Origin of the sequence: Alcaligenes aquatilis, assembly GCF_003076515.1 — a bacterium.
Lineage (GTDB): Bacteria > Pseudomonadota > Gammaproteobacteria > Burkholderiales > Burkholderiaceae_B > Alcaligenes > Alcaligenes aquatilis.
Genome location: NZ_CP022390.1, coordinates 1339361 through 1359955, shown reverse-complemented (window position 1 = coordinate 1359955; position 20595 = coordinate 1339361). Strand labels below are relative to the sequence as shown.

At 56.0% G+C, this 20595-nt stretch carries 17 protein-coding genes; 7 read left to right on the top strand and 10 right to left on the bottom strand.

Going from position 1 to position 20595, the window contains the following annotated elements; all coding sequences use genetic code 11:
• Positions 1-62: 62 nt before the first annotated feature.
• The 3 genes from CA948_RS06310 to CA948_RS06300 all read left to right on the top strand — a co-directional run bounded on the left by CA948_RS06310 (position 63) and on the right by CA948_RS06300 (position 2678).
• Complete coding sequence (locus tag CA948_RS06310; RefSeq protein ID WP_094196973.1) at positions 63-650, top strand: hypothetical protein; 588 nt, start codon at positions 63-65, stop codon at positions 648-650.
• A gap of 114 nt (positions 651-764) precedes the next feature.
• On the top strand, positions 765-1145 hold the full coding sequence (locus CA948_RS06305) for a hypothetical protein (protein WP_094196972.1): 381 nt from the start codon (positions 765-767) through the stop codon (positions 1143-1145).
• 237 nt (positions 1146-1382) lie between these two features.
• A complete protein-coding gene (locus tag CA948_RS06300) occupies positions 1383-2678 on the top strand; it encodes an aspartate carbamoyltransferase (RefSeq protein ID WP_094196971.1) in 1296 nt (431 codons plus the stop codon).
• A gap of 185 nt (positions 2679-2863) precedes the next feature.
• Here the strand turns inward: CA948_RS06300 and CA948_RS06295 are convergent, their stop codons facing one another.
• The 5 genes from CA948_RS06295 to CA948_RS06275 form a co-directional block, all read right to left on the bottom strand.
• Entirely contained in the window at positions 2864-4384 is a 1521-nt protein-coding gene (locus tag CA948_RS06295) for a CoA-acylating methylmalonate-semialdehyde dehydrogenase (protein ID WP_108727597.1), read from the bottom strand.
• Between the two features lie 79 nt (positions 4385-4463).
• Positions 4464-6032, bottom strand: a complete 1569-nt coding sequence (actP, locus tag CA948_RS06290) for a cation/acetate symporter ActP (RefSeq protein WP_094196969.1) — start codon at positions 6030-6032, stop codon at positions 4464-4466.
• A complete protein-coding gene (locus CA948_RS06285) occupies positions 6029-6346 on the bottom strand; it encodes a DUF485 domain-containing protein (protein ID WP_094196968.1) in 318 nt (105 codons plus the stop codon). The genes actP and CA948_RS06285 overlap by 4 nt, the downstream gene beginning before the upstream one ends.
• 51 nt (positions 6347-6397) lie before the next feature.
• Positions 6398-7192 carry a crotonase/enoyl-CoA hydratase family protein gene (locus CA948_RS06280; protein ID WP_094196967.1) on the bottom strand — a complete coding sequence of 265 codons (795 nt, stop codon included), beginning with the start codon at positions 7190-7192 and terminating at the stop codon, positions 6398-6400.
• A gap of 44 nt (positions 7193-7236) precedes the next feature.
• Positions 7237-8844: a long-chain-fatty-acid--CoA ligase gene (locus CA948_RS06275; RefSeq protein ID WP_108727596.1), complete on the bottom strand. Its 1608-nt coding sequence runs from the start codon at positions 8842-8844 to the stop codon at positions 7237-7239.
• Between the two features lie 113 nt (positions 8845-8957).
• Here CA948_RS06275 and CA948_RS06270 point away from each other — a divergent pair, with 113 nt between their 5' ends.
• A complete protein-coding gene (locus tag CA948_RS06270; RefSeq protein WP_199827824.1) occupies positions 8958-10010 on the top strand; it encodes a helix-turn-helix domain-containing protein in 1053 nt (350 codons plus the stop codon).
• Between the two features lie 32 nt (positions 10011-10042).
• Here the strand turns inward: CA948_RS06270 and CA948_RS06265 are convergent, their stop codons facing one another.
• From CA948_RS06265 to CA948_RS06250, 4 genes are all read right to left on the bottom strand, one after another.
• Entirely contained in the window at positions 10043-10939 is an 897-nt protein-coding gene (locus CA948_RS06265) for a recombination-associated protein RdgC (protein ID WP_108728719.1), read from the bottom strand.
• Positions 10940-11106: 167 nt separating this feature from the next.
• Positions 11107-12780: an MFS transporter gene (locus CA948_RS06260; protein ID WP_108727595.1), complete on the bottom strand. Its 1674-nt coding sequence runs from the start codon at positions 12778-12780 to the stop codon at positions 11107-11109.
• 4 nt (positions 12781-12784) lie between these two features.
• Positions 12785-14242, bottom strand: coding sequence for a sensor histidine kinase (locus tag CA948_RS06255; protein ID WP_230017898.1), 1458 nt, complete (start codon positions 14240-14242; stop codon positions 12785-12787).
• A gap of 10 nt (positions 14243-14252) precedes the next feature.
• Positions 14253-14942 (bottom strand): response regulator transcription factor, encoded by a 690-nt coding sequence (locus CA948_RS06250; RefSeq protein WP_094196964.1) that lies wholly within the window; start codon positions 14940-14942, stop codon positions 14253-14255.
• 206 nt (positions 14943-15148) lie between these two features.
• Between CA948_RS06250 and recA the strand changes: the two genes are divergently transcribed.
• Positions 15149-16231 carry a recombinase RecA gene (gene recA, locus CA948_RS06245; protein ID WP_230017900.1) on the top strand — a complete coding sequence of 361 codons (1083 nt, stop codon included), beginning with the start codon at positions 15149-15151 and terminating at the stop codon, positions 16229-16231.
• A gap of 212 nt (positions 16232-16443) precedes the next feature.
• On the top strand, positions 16444-16863 hold the full coding sequence (gene recX / locus CA948_RS06240) for a recombination regulator RecX (protein ID WP_063690512.1): 420 nt from the start codon (positions 16444-16446) through the stop codon (positions 16861-16863).
• Between the two features lie 156 nt (positions 16864-17019).
• Here the strand turns inward: recX and CA948_RS06235 are convergent, their stop codons facing one another.
• Positions 17020-17940 carry a LysR family transcriptional regulator gene (locus CA948_RS06235; protein ID WP_108727594.1) on the bottom strand — a complete coding sequence of 307 codons (921 nt, stop codon included), beginning with the start codon at positions 17938-17940 and terminating at the stop codon, positions 17020-17022.
• Positions 17941-18057: 117 nt separating this feature from the next.
• On the opposite strand from CA948_RS06235, the gene metE reads away from it, so the two are divergent.
• Positions 18058-20352: a 5-methyltetrahydropteroyltriglutamate--homocysteine S-methyltransferase gene (gene metE / locus CA948_RS06230; protein WP_108727593.1), complete on the top strand. Its 2295-nt coding sequence runs from the start codon at positions 18058-18060 to the stop codon at positions 20350-20352.
• Positions 20353-20595 lie beyond the last annotated feature (243 nt).

The following is a 20595-nucleotide window of genomic DNA, read 5'->3' as shown; positions in this document are numbered from 1 at the left end:
TTACATGGCTGATACACTGCTATCCTTATTGATTCTTCGTAAAGAGAGAGGGAAACTTCATTATGATGACTTTACGCGCGCTCGCTCGAATTTTGGCTCCTGTTGGCTTGGTCGCACTGGCCGCTTGTCAGACCGTTCAAGAAAAACCGAGCGATACCGCTGGTGCTTCCAGCACCGCAACGCAAACAACTCCCTCCACGCCAGCAACTGGCGCTCAGCAGCCTCAAGCACAGGCAGGTGCCCAGCAGCAAGCCGCACCGGTACAGATTTTCCTGGCTGACACGCAGGAGCAAGCGGGTTGGGCTCGCGTCGATGTCCAGCCCAATGGTGTTCTATTTGTGAATCCGCGTGCCGTGGTGGTACGTCAGGATCTGGTTGGCGTACAGGCCGGTACTAACGACAGCAAGGAAGGCTTGTTGGCGTTGGATTTAACGCCAGAGGCGGCTCAACGTTTGCTGCAAGTGACCACTCAGTTCCCCAAAAAGCGCTTGGCGTTGGTCGTGGGTGACACGATGTTGGCTGCTCCCGCTTACGGTTCGCCCGTTAAAGATGGCCGCCTGATTTTCATGGTGGGCACTGAAGCTAACGCCTTGGCTGCTGCGCGTGCCATTGCCGGTCAAGAAGCGACACAAACCAACGGCAAGAAGTAAGCCCTGCTTACGACTTTAACGCCACCCTGGTCTTGGGTTCATCCATGCCTGGCTTGTTGAAAAATGCGGTGGGTGTCCACACCCACCCCTCTTGTTAAAAACAGGAAAGTCGGTATGGTGACCCCGCCCAGCAGTTTTACTTTTTATATCCTTTCTTTTCGGGTTCTGATCAGCCTTCATGGGGCCGCGCTCTTATTCATCATGTTGATGGGCACTGGAGCGATCGGATCCGTTTTTGTCCCCGCTTTTTTACGTCTGCCCCTGTTCGTCTTTCTGATGGGGCTGGTCTCGGCGTTTCTGGCCTTGTGCTGGAGCCATTGGACCCTGGCGTGGCACAGCTCCAAAGCAGGGCGTCGCTGGGCCTGGATTCCCGGTTTCTGTTCGGCCTTCTTTCTGGCCTTGAGCCTGGCGCTTTTTGTAATCGGCGTCTGGGGCACCTTGGGCCTGGCTGATTTTGCCTACCAGCATAGCGAGTGGCTTACCTCCGGTCAGTAAGATTACAAGGGCCTCATGGCGCCCAATGATGATCAGGCCGCACCTTCTACCACGCCGTATCGGCAGCATCCCTAATTGTTGTCTTGCTTTGCTCCGTGCGCGTAGCGAGTAGCGGCTCTGAGCGGCTGCGTAGATTGTCGTTGTATTTTCTGCAGTGGGTTCAATTCTTTCTCGCTTTTTGATCAATTGCAGTCTTAAAATATACGCATTGCGTATGTTTTAGAAGCGAGAGCTGATATGGCCGTCTCCCAACAAGTTTTTTTGCGTGATGCAATGCGTCGCCTGAACCTGACTCGTGACGTTTTTGCGGCACGTATTGGGGTCAAGCGCCGTGCATTGGATACCTGGCTGCTGCCTGAAGGCTCTTTGGAGTCGCGGGCCATGCCTGAAGTGGTGCAGCGTTTTGTCACGGAAATCGTGGAAAACGAAGCATTGCTGAGCAAATATGCGCAAAGCGCACAGTCCGGTCCCTTGCGTGATCGCATTGCCACCGGCGGCAAACATCAGCTCTTGTCCGTAGATCAGTTCACCCGTGAAACCGTGGAAGAGCTGTGCAGCCTGGCCGACATCATGCAGCCTATCGCCCGCCGTCAAAAAGTATCGCGCGTGCTGGAAGGTGCTGTGCTGGGTAACCTGTTTTTTGAAGCCTCCACCCGTACTCGCGTCAGCTTCGGCTCGGCCTTTTGCCGCCTGGGTGGTTCGGTATGTGACACCACCGGCTTTACCTTTTCCTCCATGGCCAAAGGCGAGTCCATTTACGACACCAGCCGCGTCATGAGCGGCTATGTGGATGCCATGGTGATCCGTCACCCTGAGCAAGGCTCGGTCGCGGAATTTGCACGTGCCACCAATATTCCTGTGGTGAACGGTGGTGATGGTGCGGGCGAACACCCCAGCCAGGCCTTGCTGGATCTGTACACCATCAGCACGGAGTTTTCGCGTCTGGGCAAGTTGCTGGATGGCGCACATATCGCTCTGGTAGGGGATCTGAAATATGGCCGTACCGTGCACTCCCTGATCAAGCTGCTGGGCATGTACCGTGGCCTGAAATTCACCCTGATTTCCCCCCCCGGCCTGGAAATGCCTGAACACATTGTGGAGCAGGTTGCCAAGCAAGGTAAGCATGTCATTGAACAGACCAGTTCCTTGGAAAAAGGTCTGCCCGGCGTGGATGTGATTTACGCCACGCGAGTGCAAAAAGAGCGTTTTGAAGAAGGGCAGGATGGCAGCTTTACGGCTGACTTCCAGGTTAACAAAGCCATTATCGACCGCTGCTGCGGCCCTGATGTGATTGTGATGCACCCACTGCCACGCGATAGCCGCGAAGGTGCCCATGATCTAAGTGTGGACCTGAACCACGACCCGCGCCTGGCTATCTTCCGTCAGGCTGACAACGGTATTCCCGTACGTATGGCGATCTTTGCTGTGCTGCTGGGTGTGGAGACGCTGGTGCAGCATTCCATGCGTGATGTGACCTGGGACCCGCCATCGCACGTCGGTCCTGATGATGCGGTTTTCCATGGCATGTATTAAATTGGGCAGGTGCTAGCGCTAATCACGCGCCAGCATTAAAAAAACCGGGGCTCTGATTCAGAGCCCCGGTTTTTTGTCTTTTATCACAGCGCTTTTAAAATCGGCTGGGTTAGCAGATTGATAGCGGTGACATGCCACGCTGAATCGGCGCTTGCAGGCGAAAATTCAGCCCAGAAAATCCATGTTTATTTGGATGTAGGCATGGCAAATTCCGCACCCTTGGAGATGCTCTCAGGCCAGCGTTGCATGATGGATTTCTGGCGTGTGTAAAAGCGCACGCCTTCTTCACCGTAGGCGTGCATGTCGCCAAACAGGCTCTTTTTCCAGCCACCAAAACCGTGCCAGGCCATAGGGACAGGAATAGGGACGTTGATACCGACCATACCCACGTGGATGCGGCGGCCAAATTCACGGGCCACGTTCCCGTCACTGGTAAAGCAAGCGACACCGTTGCCGAACTGGTGCTTGTTGATCAGTTCAATGGCACTGGCTAGATCCGGTACACGTACGCAGCACAGAACAGGGCCAAAGATTTCATCCTGATAGACGCTCATGTCGGGGGTGACGTGATCGAACAGGGTACCGCCCATCCAGAAGCCGTCCTTGCAACCTTCACCGGCTTTGGCACCGTCAAAGTTACGACCGTCTACCAGCAGTTTGGCGCCTTCTTGTACACCTTTGTCGATGCAGCCACTGATGCGCTCGCGTGCTTGCGCAGTCACGATGGGGCCCATTTCGGCGGCGGCGTTGGTGCCGTTCAGAATCTTCAGGCTGCGAGTGCGTTCTTCCAGCGCTGGCAAGATGCGCTCGGCAGAGTCACCCACCAGCACGGCTACCGAGATGGCCATGCAACGCTCGCCTGCCGAACCGTAGGCGGCACCGATCAGGGCGTCCACGGTCAGGTCGATGTCGGCGTCAGGCATGACGACCAGGTGGTTCTTGGCGCCACCCAGTGCCTGGACGCGCTTGCCGCCAATGGCGCCCATTTCATAAATACGGTTGGCAATCGGGGTGGAGCCCACAAAGGATACGGCTTGCACGTCCTGATGATTGACCAAGGCCTCAACCGCGTCTTTATCGCCTTGCACCACGTTGAACACACCATCGGGCAGGCCAGCCTGCTTCAGCAGCTCGGCAATAAACAGGCTGGGGCTGGGGTCGATAGGGCTGGGTTTGAGCACAAAGGTGTTGCCCGCAGCAATCGCTACAGGGAACATCCACATGGGCACCATGACCGGAAAGTTGAAAGGGGTGATACCCGCGACCACCCCCAGGGGCTGGCGCATGGTCCAGTTGTCGATATTGGTGCTGACCTGTTCGGTGAAATCGCCTTTGAGCAGTTGAGGAATGCCGCAAGCAAACTCCACAATTTCAATGCCGCGAGTGACTTCGCCCATTGCATCGGACAGAACCTTGCCATGCTCGGCCGTAATCATGGCGGCCAGCTTTTCCTTGTTCTCGTTGAGCAAGGCCAAAAAATTGAACAGGACACGGGCGCGGCGAAGTGGTGGGGTGTCGGCCCAGGCGGGGAAAGCGGCCTGGGCACTGGCCACCGCAGCGTCAATATCTTGCTGGCTACCCAGTCTGACTTTGGCGCTAACCTGGCCGGTGGCCGGGTTGTATACCGGTTGAGTACGGGTACCGGCGCCAGCCTGCTGGCCACCTCCGATGTAGTGAGCAATTTCGGGGGTGTTTAACTCTGTCATGGTGATGCTCCTGCTGGGATGAATTAAAACAAGGGGCGGTAACCTGATTGGGCTGGGCTACCGCCAGCGTACCAGGTACCTAGTGAGACACAGCGGCAATACCAACTGCGGTTTCAGCGCGGACTTGCTGGGCGTCAAACCCATCACGGTCTTGGCTGGCGCGACGGCTGTTGTCCAGTTTTGATACAAAGTAGATCATGAAAAATGCCAAAGGCATGGAAATCAGGGTGGGGAAGTCATACGGGAATACTGCCTCGGAAAAGCCCAGAATGCGTACCCACACGGCTGGAGACAGAATCACCAGGCCCAGCGCCACGAGCAGGCCGCTCAAACCGCCATAGATAACGCCTCGGGTGGTGACACCGCGCCAGTACATGGACATCAGCAAGACCGGGAAGTTAGCCGAGGCGGCAATACTGAAGGCCAGGGCAACCAGGAAAGCCACGTTTTGGCCACGGAACAACAGGCCCAGAAAAATGGCGACGAACCCAATACCGATTGATGCCAGGCGGTTGACGCGCATGGCTTGCGATGGCGTGACGTCGTCACGGCGGATGACTTTGGCGTACAGATCGTGAGCGACCGCTGATGCTCCTGCCAAGGTCAGGCCACTGACCACGGCCAGAATCGTGGCAAAGGACACGGCGGCCAGCAAACCAAACAGCAGATTGCCGCCCAAGGCCGTTGCCAGGTGCATGATAGGCATGTTCGAGCCGCCCAACACCATGCCCCCAACCTTGCCATCCACATAGAACTCGGGGTGGTTGGGCAAGATGGCCATGGCAGCCAGACCCAGAAAGCAGATCACCACAAAGAACACGCCCATCAGCCCGGTTGCCACGAATACCGATTTACGGGCTGCGCGTGCATCAGGTACGGTGAAAAAACGCATCATGATGTGGGGCAGACCTGCAATGCCAAACACCAGGGAAACGGCCAGGGACAGACCCGAGAACGGATCGGCCATCAGCTTCCAGGGGCCCTTCATGGCTTGGCCTGCCTGATGATGATCGGCAGCAGCGCTGACCATGGCAGAAAAGTCAAAGTTGAAATACCACATGGCCAGGGCAGCCATCAAAAAGCCATTACCCATCATCAAAATCGCCTTGATGATCTGTACCCAGGTGGTTGCCACCATGCCGCCCACCACGACGTACACCATCATGAGCAAGCCCACGGCCACCACGGCATAGGTGTAGTCGATGCCAAACAGCAGTTGCACCAGTTGCCCTGCGCCGACCATTTGCACGATCAGGTAAAACAGCACCACCGTCAGCGAGCTGATCGCAGTAAAGATGCGCGTGCTGCGTTCATCCAGCCGGTATGAGACGATGTCGCTCAAGGTGTAGCGGCCCAGGTTGCGCAGGCGCTCGGCAATCAGAAACATGATGATCGGCCAGCCCATGAAGGCGCAAACCGCATACAGCAGCGAGTCAAAGCCGTTGGTAAAAGCCAGGGACGAAATGCCCAGCAAGGTTGCAGCGGACATGTAGTCGCCCACAATGGCCAGGCCATTTTGCGTGCCGGTAATGCCGCCTCCTGCCGTGTAAAAGTCCGAGCTGGAACGTGTGCGCGACGAGGCCCAGTAGGTAATGCCCAGGGTAACCAGGACAAAAGCCGCAAAGATCAGAATGGCTTGTGTATTCATGGGCGTACCTTTGCCAGTACTCGCTCGCACAGCGGGTCAAAGCGGGTGTTGGCGATATGGATATACACGCCGGTTAATAACCAGGACACAAAAATCAGTCCTATTCCGTACACCATGCCACTGTTGACAGCTCCTCCACTGCCCAGCTCATGGGTTAGAACGCCGGGCCAAAAAATGGCCGTTACGATGAGCAGGCCCGTCAGCCCCAGGCAGAGGCCGGCGCAGGCAAATGCCAGACGCCGCCGCTGCGACTTGAGTTGCTCATATTCCTGTAGTCCGGCTAGTTTCCGGCTTAACTCTTGATGCGACAGCATGGTTTTGTCTCCGTATTGTTGTGATTACTGCCCATGTTCGCCTGGCCGATGTTATTTGGTCGGCTTCACTTTATGAGCTTTCTTATTAACAAACTCCCCCAAGCGGTCCTGCACATCTCGCCCGGTTTGTACTACGGCCGCCATCAAGCCCTCGGCAAAGAGGCCATCGGTGGCAGACATATCGGCAATGCGGCTGATCGAGCTGACAATGGCGTAGTTCGACAAGATGGCATTGCCTGCAATGCGCTGGGCCAGTTCCAGGCTCAGCTCATAAGCAGTTTTAGGGTTGGCCTCGTTATTGCATACGTAATGCGCCAAGCCCAATCGTTCTCCCTCCACGGCATCAAGTACGCGGCCTGTCAGCATCAGTTCGATCATGCGGTTGGGCGAGATGATTTTGGCGGTACGCACGGTAGCGCCACCACCGGTAAAGATGCCGCGTGTGCCTTCAGGCAGGGCAAAAAAGGTGCTGCTGTCTGCGACACGAATGTGCGCCGCACTGGCCAGTTCCAGACCACCGCCCACGACGGCGCCCTGCAAGCAGGCGATGACGGGGATGCCACCATGTTCGATCTTGTCGAACGCACGGTGCCAGCTTTGGCAAACGCGCAGAAAATCCACCGCGCCGCGTTCTTTGTCGTGGTGTTCTTTCAGGTCCAGGCCCGCGCAGAAATGGTCGCCTTCTGCCTTCATCAGAATGACCCGGATGTGCTCGGGAATATTGGAGAAGTACGCATCAATTTCAGCAATGGCATCTTCATCCAGGGCGTTGCGCTTGTGCGCCTTGTTCAGCGTGACAATTCCGATGTTGTCCAACTCGGTGGTCAGCAGGAAAGGGGCGGCCATAAAAAACTCCTTGTGTTACGTAATCGCGAGGGCGGCAGTGCAAGTCAGCTGGGATTGGTTTGATCGGCCAGCATTTTTCGCAGCGCCATTTTTTGGATCTTGCCAGTTGCCGTCATGGGCATCTGGTCGATGAAAATTACTTTGTCGGGTACCGACCAGCGGGTGACACGATCCTGATAGCGTCGCAGCATCTGGGTCTCGTCCAGATCAGCCCCTTCGCGTGGCACCACGAACAGCACAGGGCGTTCCCCCCACTTGTCGTCCGCTTGGGCGATGCAGGCTGCCAGCTCGACCAAAGGTTCCTCCATGGCGATGTTCTCGATCTCGATCGAGGAAATCCATTCGCCACCGGACTTGATCACATCTTTACTGCGGTCGGTAATGTAGACGTAGCCATCGGCGTCGATGGCGCCTACGTCACCGGTGCGAAACCAGCCGTTTTCACTGGCCAGATCAGGTTTGCCGTAATAGCGGTCCATGATCCAGTTGCCCTGGATCAGCAGGTGGCCGCTGCTCTTGCCATCGCGTGGCAAGGTATTGCCTTGGTCGTCGACGGTTTTCAGGCGCACGCCGAACAGGGCTCGGCCTTGCGAGGCCAGCACGTGTTGTTTCTGCGCTTCGGGCAGATTGCTGTGCTTGGGGAGCAATTGGCATACCGTGCCCAGCGGCGAGGTTTCCGTCATCCCCCAGGCGTGGCGAACGGTAATGCCGTAGCTGGCCCAGGTGGCAATCATATTGGGGGGACAAGCCGAGCCGCCAATCAGAATGCGGCTCAAGGTGCTGAACGGTTTGTCAGTCGCTTTGGCGTAGTCCAGCACGGTTTTCCAGATGGTGGGTACACCCGCAGACAGAGTGACACCCGCCTGTTCACATAAGGAATAAATACGTTCGCCTTGCAGGTTCGCACCGGGAAGCACCAGCTTGGCGCCGGACAGCAAGCCTGAATACGGCAGGCCCCAGGCGTTGACATGAAACATGGGCACCAAAGGCATGATGGTATCGCTGCTGGCAATGCTCAGGGCATTGGGGTGGGATGAGGCGTAGGCATGCAAGAGCGTGGAGCGGTGGGTATACAGCACGCCTTTGGGCTCGCCCGTGGTCCCGGAGGTGTAGCACAGGCCGCTGGCTGTGTTCTCGTCAAACACGGGCCATGTAAAGCCGGTGGTGTCATTGCCCAGCCAGCTTTCGTATTCGTCAGCCAACGGGCCGTGGGCCTGGCTGCCCATGCGCACCCACTGCGTGACGGTGGGGCATTGGCCGCGCAGATAGTTGACCATTTCTTCGAAATGTTCGTCGTAGAACATCACCGTGTCTTGGGCATCATTGATGATGAAGGCAATTTGCTCGTACGTCAGACGGGGATTGACGGTGTGACAGATCAGACCGATGCCCGAGGTGGCGTAGTAAATTTCCAGGTGGCGGTAGGTATTCCATGCCAAAGTCGCCACGCGCTCGCCGGGCTGCAGACCTGCACGGTGCAGTCCCAGGGCTAGATCCTGAACTCGGTGGGCAAATTCAAGATAGCGGTAGCGATGTAGCTCGCCATTATCCAAAGCGGTAACAATTTCCTGCTCAGGGTTATTCTCTAGGGCGTGGGTGAGAATTGAACTGATGAGCAAGGGCATGTGCATCATATTTCCAGTGCCTAACATGGTGATGTCTCCTTGTATTATGTGTGTCAGCATAGGATGGTTTAGTGCCTTACCCAATAGCGAATACTGACGCCGAGTATGCAAAAAGTGACAATCTTAGAGGGGATGACAAAATGAATGGTGCACCCGGCGCGCTTCCCGTGCCTGTCGATGCCGCACGTACTGCCACGGTAGCGCTGGATCTGGTGCAAGACTGGTTTCACAGCCTGCGCACCAGTTATTCGGAAGAGGTTCTGGATCAGTGCTTGAAGCAGGCGGGCATTGTGAAGGGCTTTATTGATCGGCCCGGTGCCCGGCTGACGCGGGATCAGTTAGTGCGCTTGTATCAGGAAAGCGCCAAGAAAACAGGTGATGAAATGATGGGTTTTTGGACACGTCCGATTCGTTCAGGGGCCTTGAAGTACATTGTGCGCACCGTGCGAGATGCGCCTTCCATCAATGTGGCCTTGTATCGTTTTACCCAGTTTTGGAATCTGCTGCTGGACGATTTCAGCTTGAACCTGATCCGCACTGACAAGGAGTTAGGCATCGAATTGGTGCCGCGTTATTCCACGGCCGTTGTACATCGCTTCGGTCATGCGCTCATGTTGAAATTCACGCACGGCATTGTCTCCTGGCTGGTGGGACGTGAAGTGCCGGTGCAACAGGTTGCGTTTGCATTTGCTCGACCAGCCTTTGCGGCGGACTATTCTGTATTGTTTCCCGCTTCAGTCTGTTTTGATGTGCCCTGTTCGCATATTTTGTTTCAGGTGGAGTTGGGGCAGGTGCGCCCGCAACGAACGCAGGTCGAGGCACGGGCCTTTTTGGAACGCGCCCCGCGTGACTGGATTTTTACCTCCTATCGCGAACACGCCTTACGCCTGAAGGTACGGGAAATTCTGCATGCCGACTTGGGTCATACCCTAGAGGATGTGTCGGGAAAACTGCATATGTCCGCACGCACCTTGATCCGCAGGCTGCAAGAAGAAGGCCTGTCGTTTCAGGGGATCAAGGATGAATTGCGCCGAGACTTGGCAATTTTCAAATTGCTGCGCAAAGATATGTCGCTGGCTGAAATTGCTTATGCATTGAAGTTCAGTTCGCCAGCGACCTTTCACCGGGCCTTTCGCCATTGGACGGGAATGACGCCTGGTGTGTATCGCGCCGCCCAACAGGAACTGACCTGAAGGGCGGTTCAGCTAGGCTATGTGGACGGGCTTTACTTGCGTTCGCCGCCCAGCACTTCGACCAGATCGCTGATCATCTTGGCCAGCTCGGAGGTCATCAAGGTCATGTCGGCATCAAAAATTTCGTCATCGTTGACGGCCGTCACGTCTTGTTTTTCAGTCAGGATATCCAGCGGGGCCACGCGTTTGACGTCCAGCGCGTCGGTCAGCACAAAGCTGATGCGATCCGCCCAGGTCATGGCCAAACGGGTGCACTGCTTGCCAGCCTCCACGTGCTTGCGGACTTCGGCTATATCCGCGCTTTGCTTGACGTAGCGCACGGCAGCACCGCTGTCGCCAGTAGAGCGCAACTCGGTGTCCTGGTCCACGGTGAAGTTGGCCAGTTGCTCTTCATCCACCAGCCAGGAGGTCATGGCTGCAGCGGGCGATTGCTCGGTGTACAGGGGCTGCACGGGGAAGGGCTCTATGCTCTTGGCCAGCAGGCCCAGCACTTCGTCGCTCTTGGCGGTGGCAGCGGCATCGATAGCCAGCCAGTGGTTGCGGGTGTCGATCCACACACGGGTGTCGCGTGAGACGGCGAAGGCGCGAGGCATCAAGTCCACAATGACTTGTTCCTTGATTTCCTTCATTTGCTTTCGGCCGGGTTTGTAGCCTTGTTGCTCTTCGATATCACGAGCCTTTTCACGAGCGACTTGATTGATCACGGTGGTGGGCAGCAGCTTCTTTTCGGCACGCAAAGCGATCAGGTACTGGCCGTTGACTTCATGTACCAGGGCATTGTTCTCGCGGGGGCTGACCCAGCCCAGGCTCAACGGCTCCTGGCTGGAGCCAGGGGTGAAGCTGTGTTTGGACAGAGCTTCTTCCAGCTCTTGGGCGGAACATACCCAGTCGGGGGAGAGACGATAGATGCGTAGATTCTTAAACCACATGGATACGAAGATAATTAAACAGATAAAGGAAGCGGGCACCATGCCCGAGGCAATGTTCGATTGTACGCGCAGATCTTCTTGTGTCGCCCGGCCATTTACGGACCCTTGCATTTGCCTGAGAGGGGGCGCGCAATGGCAGGCGAAAAGCGTTCGGATGCAAGGCGTTGCTAACGATTGATGTCGTTGTGGCGGGTTTCCCGCACAAAGGGAGCGCCAATTGCAACGGTGACCAGACAGATCAAGATCGGATACCACAAACCATCATATATATTGCCGGTGACGGCAATGATGGCAAAGGACAGGGTGGGTAAAAATCCCCCGAACCAGCCGTTGCCGATGTGATAGGGCAGGCTCATGGACGTGTAGCGGATGCGAATCGGGAACATTTCCACCAGCATGGCCGCGATAGGGCCATAGACCGCCGTGACCAAACCCACCAGGTACGTCAGCAGGAGCACCAGCATGACTTTATTGGTCTGGGCCGGATCAGCACCGTTCGGGTAGCCATACTGGCGCATGGTCTGGGTCAGTTCATTTTTTAGTTCTTGCGAGTGGCGAGCAAAATCGGCTCGGCTCAGATCCCCGCCTTCAAAGCCGTCAATAACATGGTCGCCAATACGCACCTGGGCCACCTGGCCGGGTGAGCCTGTGACGTTGTTGTAGCTGACAGCGTGGCTGGCCATATAGGACTTCACGATATCGCAAGAGCTGGTGAAGGTATGGCTGCCCACCGGATTGAATTGGAAAGAACAACTGGCCGGGTCGGTGATGACAGTCACGGGGGCGTTGCGTTGCGCCTGGACCAAAGCGGGATTGGCAAAATAGGCCAGGCCCTGGAAGGCCGGGTAATAGGTCAGGGCAGCGAGCAAGCAGCCCGTCAGGATGATGGGTTTGCGCCCGATTTGATCTGAGAGCCAGCCAAAAAAGATAAACAGCGGAGTGGCCAGTAACAGAGAAATCACCATCAAGGTTTGCGCCAGGGTGGGGTGCAAACCCAGCATGTGGGTGATGAAAAACAAGGCGTAAAACTGCCCCGTGTACCACACCACGCCTTGGCCTGCGGTCAGCCCAAACAAGGCCAGCAAGGCAATACGCAGATTCGCCCAACGGCCAAAAGACTCGGTAATAGGCGAGGTCGAGAGCGTGCCTTCTTCCTTGATGTGCTGAAAGGCCGGGGACTCTTTTAGATTCATCCGTATCCACACGGAGATGGCCAGCAACAGAACGGAAATCAGAAATGGAATGCGCCAGCCCCACACGACAAAGGCGTCTTCGCCGACCAGGCTGCGTATGCCCATGATGACCAGCAGGGACAGCAGCAAACCGACTGACGCGGTGGTCTGAATCCAGCTAGTGTAAAAGCCGCGTCGGTGCTGGGGTGCGTATTCAGCCACATAGGTGGCGGCACCGCCATATTCGCCGCCCATGGCCAGTCCCTGCAACAGGCGCAGAACGATCAGCATGATGGGGGCGGCAATTCCGATGGCCTCATAGCTGGGCAGCACACCCACCAGAAAGGTGGACAGACCCATGAGCAAGATGGTGATCAGAAAGGTGTACTTACGGCCCACACGGTCGCCGATTCGACCAAAGAGCAGGGCGCCAAAAGGGCGCACTGCAAAACCGGCGGCAAAGGCCAGTAAGGCGAAGATGAAGCCGGCCGTCGGGTTCACGGCGGAAAAGAAGTGTTGCGCCAGAATGGCGGCCATGGAGCCGTAGAGGTAAAAGTCGTACCACTCGAACATGGTGCCCAGGGCGGAGGCAAAAATAACTTTGCGGCCTTGGCTATCCAGTTTGTTCTTGGTTTTCGGAAGGGCAGCACTGATGATTGTCTGGGGCATGGGTTCAGGCTCTCCAAGGCAAAGACAGTGGGAAACTGACTCGCAAGCGCAGGCCACTTTCCTGGCCCCCAGTCAGTGGCATAAAGTCGATAGAGGCGCCGTGAATCTCGGCGATTTCCCGCACAATGGCCAGCCCCAGACCACTACCGTCCGCCTGGTTGCCCATGATGCGATAAAAACGATCAAAAATCCGTGCTTGATGTTCAGTGGGAATGCCGGGTCCGTTGTCCTCAATTTCCAGCCACGCTTTGCCTGGGGCCTGGCCGGTACGCATGGTGACCCACCCGCCCTTCGGGGTGTAGATCAGGGCGTTGTCCAGCAGATTGTTGATCAGTTCATCGAGCAGGACCGGATCGGCTTGCAAAAGGATGGCTTTGGTATGGTTTTCCAGGCCCAGGTCCAGTCCAAGCTCTAGGGCATCGGGTACACGTTGGCCTACGTGCAATTCGGTTAGCGTATTCAGGTCCAGGGTTTGCTGGGTGGAGGCGTACAGGGTGTCGCTGCTCTCGGCGCGCGCCAAGGCCAGCATTTGGGTAACCAGACGCGTGGCGCGGTCGGTGCCGCGTACCAGTTGTTGCAGGCTGGCTTCGGTCTGCTTTGGGTCACGTTCGCGCAAGGCCAGTTCGGCCTGGGTGCGTATCCCGGCAAGCGGAGTTTTCAGTTGATGAGCAGCATTGGCGACAAACTGGCGTTGAGTTGCTGAAAACTGTGCTTGCTGGGCCAGTAGCCCATTCATGGCATCAATCAGTGGCACGATTTCGGCAGGCGCTTGTTCCTGATCCACGGGTGACAAATCGCCCGGCGCACGGGCGCGCAAGCGCGCTTGCAGCAGGTTCAGCGGCTCCAGGCCATGAGTGAGTCCCAGGCCCGCCAGCATGGCTGCCAGCGGCACCAGAATAAATTGCGGTGTCAGCATCCCGATCAGAATTTCTCTGTGTAGAACCGCTCTATGTTCATTGGTTTCGGCGGCAACCGCCAGAAAGGGCGTGTTGTTCTTGTCCTTGCCGCCCCAGACATAGGCCAGTCGCAGACTTTGATCGTTCAGAGTGACGTCTCGGTAGCGCAGCAAGTCGGTGTCGTAGCTCCAGCTATCGGGAACCGGCAAACTGGCATTCCCAGCGAGCGGCTGGCCATTGGCATCGCGGATTTGCCATAACGTGGGTGTCGGGCTTTCCTGCCGCAAAATCGTCTGCGCGCCATGTGACAAATGAATGGCTTGGCTCAGGTCCTGACGGCTGATTTCTACTCGCAGCAAGTCCAGGTGATCGCGCAAGGTGCGGTCATAGGGTGAGTTGGCAATGTGCTGGGCGATGAAATAAGTAATGACAATGCCCACTGTCCACAGCAAGAACAAAGGCCCGAAAATCCAGATCATGATCTTGTGGATGAGCGGGCGCGGAGCCACGCGCTTGTCTTTTGCGCGTGCGTCGGTATTTTTTGGGGGCGGGCTGGCGTGCTGCATGGACGATCCCTTAGGCTGGAGCGTCTTCTCGCAGTTTTTCTGGTTCCAGACAGTATCCCAAACCCCGCACAGTCAGGATGCGTACACCACTAGGCTCCAACTTTTTGCGCAGGCGGTGGATGTAGACCTCGATGGCATTCGGGGTGACTTCCTCGCCCCACTCGCAGAGCAGGTCCACAAACTGGTTCTTGCTGATCATGCGACCGCTGCGCGACAGGAAAATCTCCAGCAAACTGGTTTCGCGTGCCGACAGCTCCAAAGGCTGATTATCTATATAAGCCATGCGCCCTTTCAGATCGAAGCTCAGCCGCTTGTGATGCAGCAAAGCGCTGCTGGTGCCCGTGCTGCGACGCGTCAAGGCACGTACACGGGCTTCGAGCTCGGTCAGGGCAAAGGGTTTGGACATATAGTCGTCCGCGCCCAGGTCCAGGCCGCGTACGCGCTGTTCTACGGTGTCGCTGGCGGTCAGAATCAGAACGGGCAAGGTGTCCTGGCGCTGGCGGATTGACTGCAGCACCGACAGGCCGTTTTTTTTGGGCAGATCCAGATCCAGGATCAGAAGGTCGAAGCTTTGCAACTGCAAGGCGGAGTCTGCGCTATCGCCATCGTGCACGACATCGACCGCATAGCCTTCGTAGCGTAAGGAACGAGAAAGTCCATCCGCGAGAATACTGTCGTCTTCGGCTATGAGTATGCGCATGACCCTACACAAACAAATGATTGAATGGCTGTTCGGCATTGTTGCATAAGCTCGACAGGCCGGTCAGTAGGGGATAACGATGGCGCTTGGTGAATATATTTGAATATCTGTGTATATATACAGTATAATTTGATGCAATAATTAGGTTTGATTTTTAATTGCCGTGCCCGTCCGTTGGGGCGCCATTCCACAGTCAAGGATTTTTCATGGACGATAAAAACAGTAAAGCAGTGGCCTCGGAACGTTCCAAAGCGCTGGCCGCCGCTCTGTCGCAAATCGAAAAGCAGTTCGGCAAGGGCTCGATCATGCGTTATGGCGACGACAACGTCGAGCATGACATCCAGGTGGTCTCTACGGGTTCGCTGGGTCTGGACATTGCTTTGGGCGTCGGTGGCTTGCCACGCGGTCGAGTTATTGAGATTTACGGCCCGGAATCCTCGGGTAAAACCACGTTGACTCTGCAAGTCATTGCAGAAATGCAAAAACTTAAAGGCACGTGTGCCTTTATTGATGCCGAGCACGCGCTGGATGTGCAGTACGCGCAAAAGCTGGGCGTGAACCTGGGCGATCTGCTGATCTCTCAGCCCGATACCGGCGAACAGGCCCTGGAGATTACTGAAGCCCTGGTGCGTTCGGGTTCGGTTGACCTGATTGTTATTGACTCAGTGGCGGCCCTGACTCCCAAGGCTGAAATCGAAGGCGATATGGGCGATTCCCTGCCCGGTCTGCAAGCCCGCCTGATGAGCCAGGCCTTGCGTAAATTGACGGCAACCATCAAGCGCGCCAATTGTATGGTGATCTTCATTAACCAGATTCGTATGAAGATTGGTGTCATGTTCGGCAACCCTGAAACCACCACGGGTGGTAACGCACTGAAGTTTTATTCTTCCGTGCGTCTGGACATTCGCCGTATCGGTTCCATTAAACGTGGCGACGAAATGGTGGGTAACGAAACCCGAGTCAAAGTGGTCAAGAACAAAGTTGCACCGCCTTTCAAGCAAACCGAATTTGACATCATGTACGGCAGCGGTATTTCTCGTGAAGGCGAGATTATCGATCTGGGTGTGCAAACGGGCGTGGTCGATAAGGCGGGCGCTTGGTACAGCTACGACGGCAACCGGATTGGCCAAGGTAAGGACAATGTGCGTGAATTCCTGAAAGAGCGCCCCGAACTGGCCCGTGAAATCGAAAATAAAGTGCGTGAAAAATTAGGCGTTGTCTTGATGGGCGCCGCAACCAGCCGCCCAGTTACGGCCCCTGTGGTTGATCCGGCCCAGGGAGAAGTCTGATTTTCCCCCCAGAGTTCGATGATGAACCCTTTGAGACAGACCCGGAAGAAATCCGGGAACGTAAACAAGCTCAAAGGGAGCGCATTGCTGCGCTTTCTGCCCGACCCACACGGGCGGGCAGAAATGTAGAAAATCGTTCGGGTGATACTGCGCCGGCTACGGAAAATAAAGCCTCGTCCAAACGGCCGGGGCTGTCTCTTAAAGCCAGAGCCTTGAATTTTTTATCCCGACGCGAATACTCGCGCCTGGAATTGGGCCGCCGACTGGCCCCTCATGCAGAAAGTGCTGAAGAAGTGGAAGCCTTGCTCGACGCCTTGGTCGAGCAGAAATGGCTGTCCAACGAGCGCTTTGCGCATAGTGTCGTGAACCGCCGTGCCTCGCGTGTGGGCACCCGGGTCATTCTGCAAGAACTGCGCCAGCATGGCGTGGATGTAGAGCAGACCGAGATCATCAAAGAAGAATTGATGGCGACCGAGCTGGAACGGGCTAAGCAAGTGTGGGGCAAGAAATTCAGTGCGCCACCAGATGATCCTCGCAGTTACGCCAAACAATATCGCTTCATGGCCAGCCGCGGCTTCTCGGGTCGTATCTTGCAGCAAATATTGGGTGATTGGGAAGACGATCCGGCTTGAGTGCGCCCCTTCATCGGCAATGCTTTGCGGCACCTCTAGGCTGTATGCTGCGGCCATAAAAAACGTACGTGTGCTCAAGTGTGGAGTACGCCCGCTAATACGTCCCCTCTATCTATATAGCGGTTCAGGTGTTTTGCCATGCCACCGTTAAATAGTTCAAGGTTGCGCGGCCACAATGCCTTGTAGGCTTTTGAAGCAGGTCTCGCGTGCTTGCGCCAAAAAGGCCTGTACATAATCCGCCTGTAAGTCCTCGCCGCGCACTGCGGCGTAAAGCGTACGCCAGATACCGTGCTCGCCCAAACGGCAGGTACGAATCGAAGCCGGGTTCAGAAACTCCGTCAAAGCCCAGTTCGGCAAAGCCGTCACGCCGCGTTGGCTGGCGACCAGTTGCACGATCATGGGCGTCAGTTCGGCCTGTCGAACAGCGGCAGGCTCCACATCGGCTGGTGTCAGGAACTGCGTGAAAATATCCAGACGATTGCGTTCTACCGGGTAGGTAATCAGGACTTGATCCGTCAGTTGGAAAGGCTCTACATAGCGGTACTGTGACAAAGGATGTTGGTTGGATACGGCCAGCACCAATTCGTAGCGAAACAGGGGCTCGTAATGGACGGCCGGATTGTCTTGCGGGTCTGAGGTAATTACTGCATCTAGATCCCCCCGCATCAAGGCGGGCAAGGGCGCAAAAGAAAACGCCGCACTCAAGTCCAGCGTGACATCAGGCCATTGCTGCCTGAATGCGTCCAGCGCGGGCATCAACCATTGAAAGCAGGAATGGCAATCAATCGCCACATGCAGGCGCCCCGTACGTCCGGCGGCAAGCCGTTGCAGATCACGTTCGGTAGCACGTACACGCGGCAAGATGTCATCGGCCAGAACCAGGATGCGTAAGGCAGCCGTGGTCAGGCGGGCAGGGCGGGTACGCCGGTTCAGTAATTGCACTTGAAGTCGCACCTCCAGATCTCGCAGTTGGTGCGAGAGGGCGGACTGTGTGACATGTAGACGCTCGGCGGCTTCCTGCAAGCTGCCGCTGTCACGAATGGCGGTTAGGGTCTCGAGATGACGAATTTCAAGCATGTTGAGAGAAACTCATAATTAGCATGGTTTATTTGATTTTTTTTCAAGTAATTATACAGGCACAATAGTTTTCGAGCGCCTGATGCGGGCCGCTTATTTCTAATTTATGGGTTTACTATGACTGTTATTCATAATCTGGGTTTTCCCCGTATGGGGATACAACGCGAATTAAAGCGCGCTTTGGAAGCCTATTGGGCCAGCCAGGTAAGCCAGCAAGAGCTCTTGGATACAGGCAAGGCCTTGCGTGCTCGGCATTGGGATTTGCAAAGCAAGGCAGGCCTGGACACCGTGCCTGTGGGTGATTTTGCCTGGTATGACCAGATTTTGGAGTGGAGCACCTTGCTGGGAGCGGTTCCCGCCCGGTTCGGCCAGGCTGAAAATGCCCCCGTGTCTTTGGATACTTTGTTTCGCATGGCGCGTGGCCGTGCGCCCAGCGGTAGGGCTGTCGCCGCTTGTGAAATGACCAAATGGTTCAATACGAATTACCACTACATCGTCCCCGAGCTCGCACCAGGTCAAGGTTTTCGGATAGCCCGTGAGTTCTTGTTTGAGCAGATTGAGGAGGCCAAGGCTCTGGGGTACAAGGTCAAGCCCGTGATTCCGGGCCCCTTGACGTGGTTGTGGCTGGGTAAGGGAGATGCGTATGAGGGCTTGGCCGATGTGGGCAAGCTCGCTTTGCTGGATGCTTTGTTGCCCGTTTATGAACAAGTGCTGGCTCGTTTCAAAGCCCAGGGTGTGGAATGGGTACAGATTGATGAACCTGTTCTGGTTCTGGATTTGCCTCAAGAGTGGCAGGACGCCTTCCGTTGTGTCTATCAAAGCCTGAACCAATCCGGTTTGAAGCTGCTGCTGGCGACCTATTTTGATGATCTGCACGAAAATGTCACGGTCTTGAAAGACTTGCCCATTGCGGGCGTGCATGTGGACGCTGTGTGCGCACCGGCTGCTTTACAGGCGGTGCAAGCGGTATTGGGGCAAGACCAGGTGCTGTCTGCCGGCGTCATCTCGGGGCGCGATATTTGGCGTACTGATCTGGAAAAAACACTTCAAACTCTGGAACCCTTGAAAGCGGCCTTGGGTGAGCGACTGTGGATAGCACCCTCCTGCTCGCTTTTGCATGTGCCCGTGGACGTACAGAGTGAAACAGGCCTGGATGCTGAACTAAAGAGCTGGCTATCCTTTGCGGTGCAGAAACTTGATGAACTCAAGCTGTTGCAAGGGTTGCTGGATGGTACCTTGGATGAAGCGGGGCAGCAGGCGGTTCAAGCTCAACAAGCTGCTTTGAAAACGCGCCGTGAGTCCAAGCGTACGCACAATCCTGCGGTACAAGCCCAGATGGCCAAAATTAACCAGTTCAAGCGTCAACGAACTCCATTTGCTCAACGTATTGAAGCTCAGCGCAACAAGCTGAATTTGCCCGCCTATCCCACCACCACTATTGGTTCCTTCCCTCAGACCACTGAAATTCGTACGGCTCGACGCGATTGGCGTGGCGGTGCGCTCAGTGATGCGGCTTATGAAAAAGCCATGCAGGCTGAAATCGAGCAAGTCATCCGTTTTCAGGAACGCGTTGGGCTGGATGTTTTGGTGCATGGCGAGGCCGAGCGCAACGATATGGTGGAGTATTTTGGGGAGTTGTTGGGTGGTTTTGCTTTTACGCAAAATGGTTGGGTGCAAAGCTACGGTTCGCGTTGCGTCAAGCCGCCAATTATCTTTGGTGATGTGTTGCGGCTGGCACCGATGAGCGTGGCTTGGTCCTCTTATGCCCAGTCTTTGACCGAGCGTCCCGTCAAAGGCATGCTGACCGGCCCGGTGACGATGTTGCAGTGGTCCTTTGTTCGTGACGATCAGCCGCGCGCCGATACCTGCCGTCAATTGGCGTTAGCCCTGCGCGATGAGGTCTTGGATCTGGAGCAGGCGGGTATTCGCGTCATCCAGCTCGATGAGCCGGCCTTTCGTGAAGGTTTGCCGCTACGTCATGGGGATTGGCAGGCGTATCTGGACTGGGCAGTGGATTGCTTTCGCCTGTCCACCAGCGCCGTGTCCGACGAAACCCAGATCCATACCCATATGTGCTATTCGGAGTTCAACGACATTATGCCGTCCATTGCCGATATGGACGCAGATGTGATTACGATCGAAACCTCACGCTCCAACATGCTCTTGTTGGATGCCTTCGAGAGCTTTGAGTATCCCAACCACATCGGCCCGGGTGTTTACGACATTCACTCGCCTAATGTGCCTGACAAGGACTGGATGGTCCGATTGCTGGGGGAGGCCGCCAAGCGCCTGCCTGCCGACCGTTTGTGGGTGAATCCGGATTGCGGTTTGAAGACGCGGGGCTGGGCTGAAACGGCAGCTTCCTTGCAGGCCATGGTGGATGCGGCCAAAGCATTGCGGGCTGCTGCCTGATTTAGTGCAGGCATGAAATAAACCGCCTGAATGGAATGTCAGGCCAGCGCACGTCCCACCTTGTTGCCGGATTTTCCTAGCATGAAAAAGCGACCTCCCGCCGGATGGTCGTTTTTTTCATGCAAATTTGGTATACCGTAGTATCGATGCCGCGTAGACCCTGTGTTTGGCCCGCTTTGGATGTGCTTGCTGATTATGTAAGTGGCTGATACGGAACATACGAGGTGCGTTATACTTGATCGG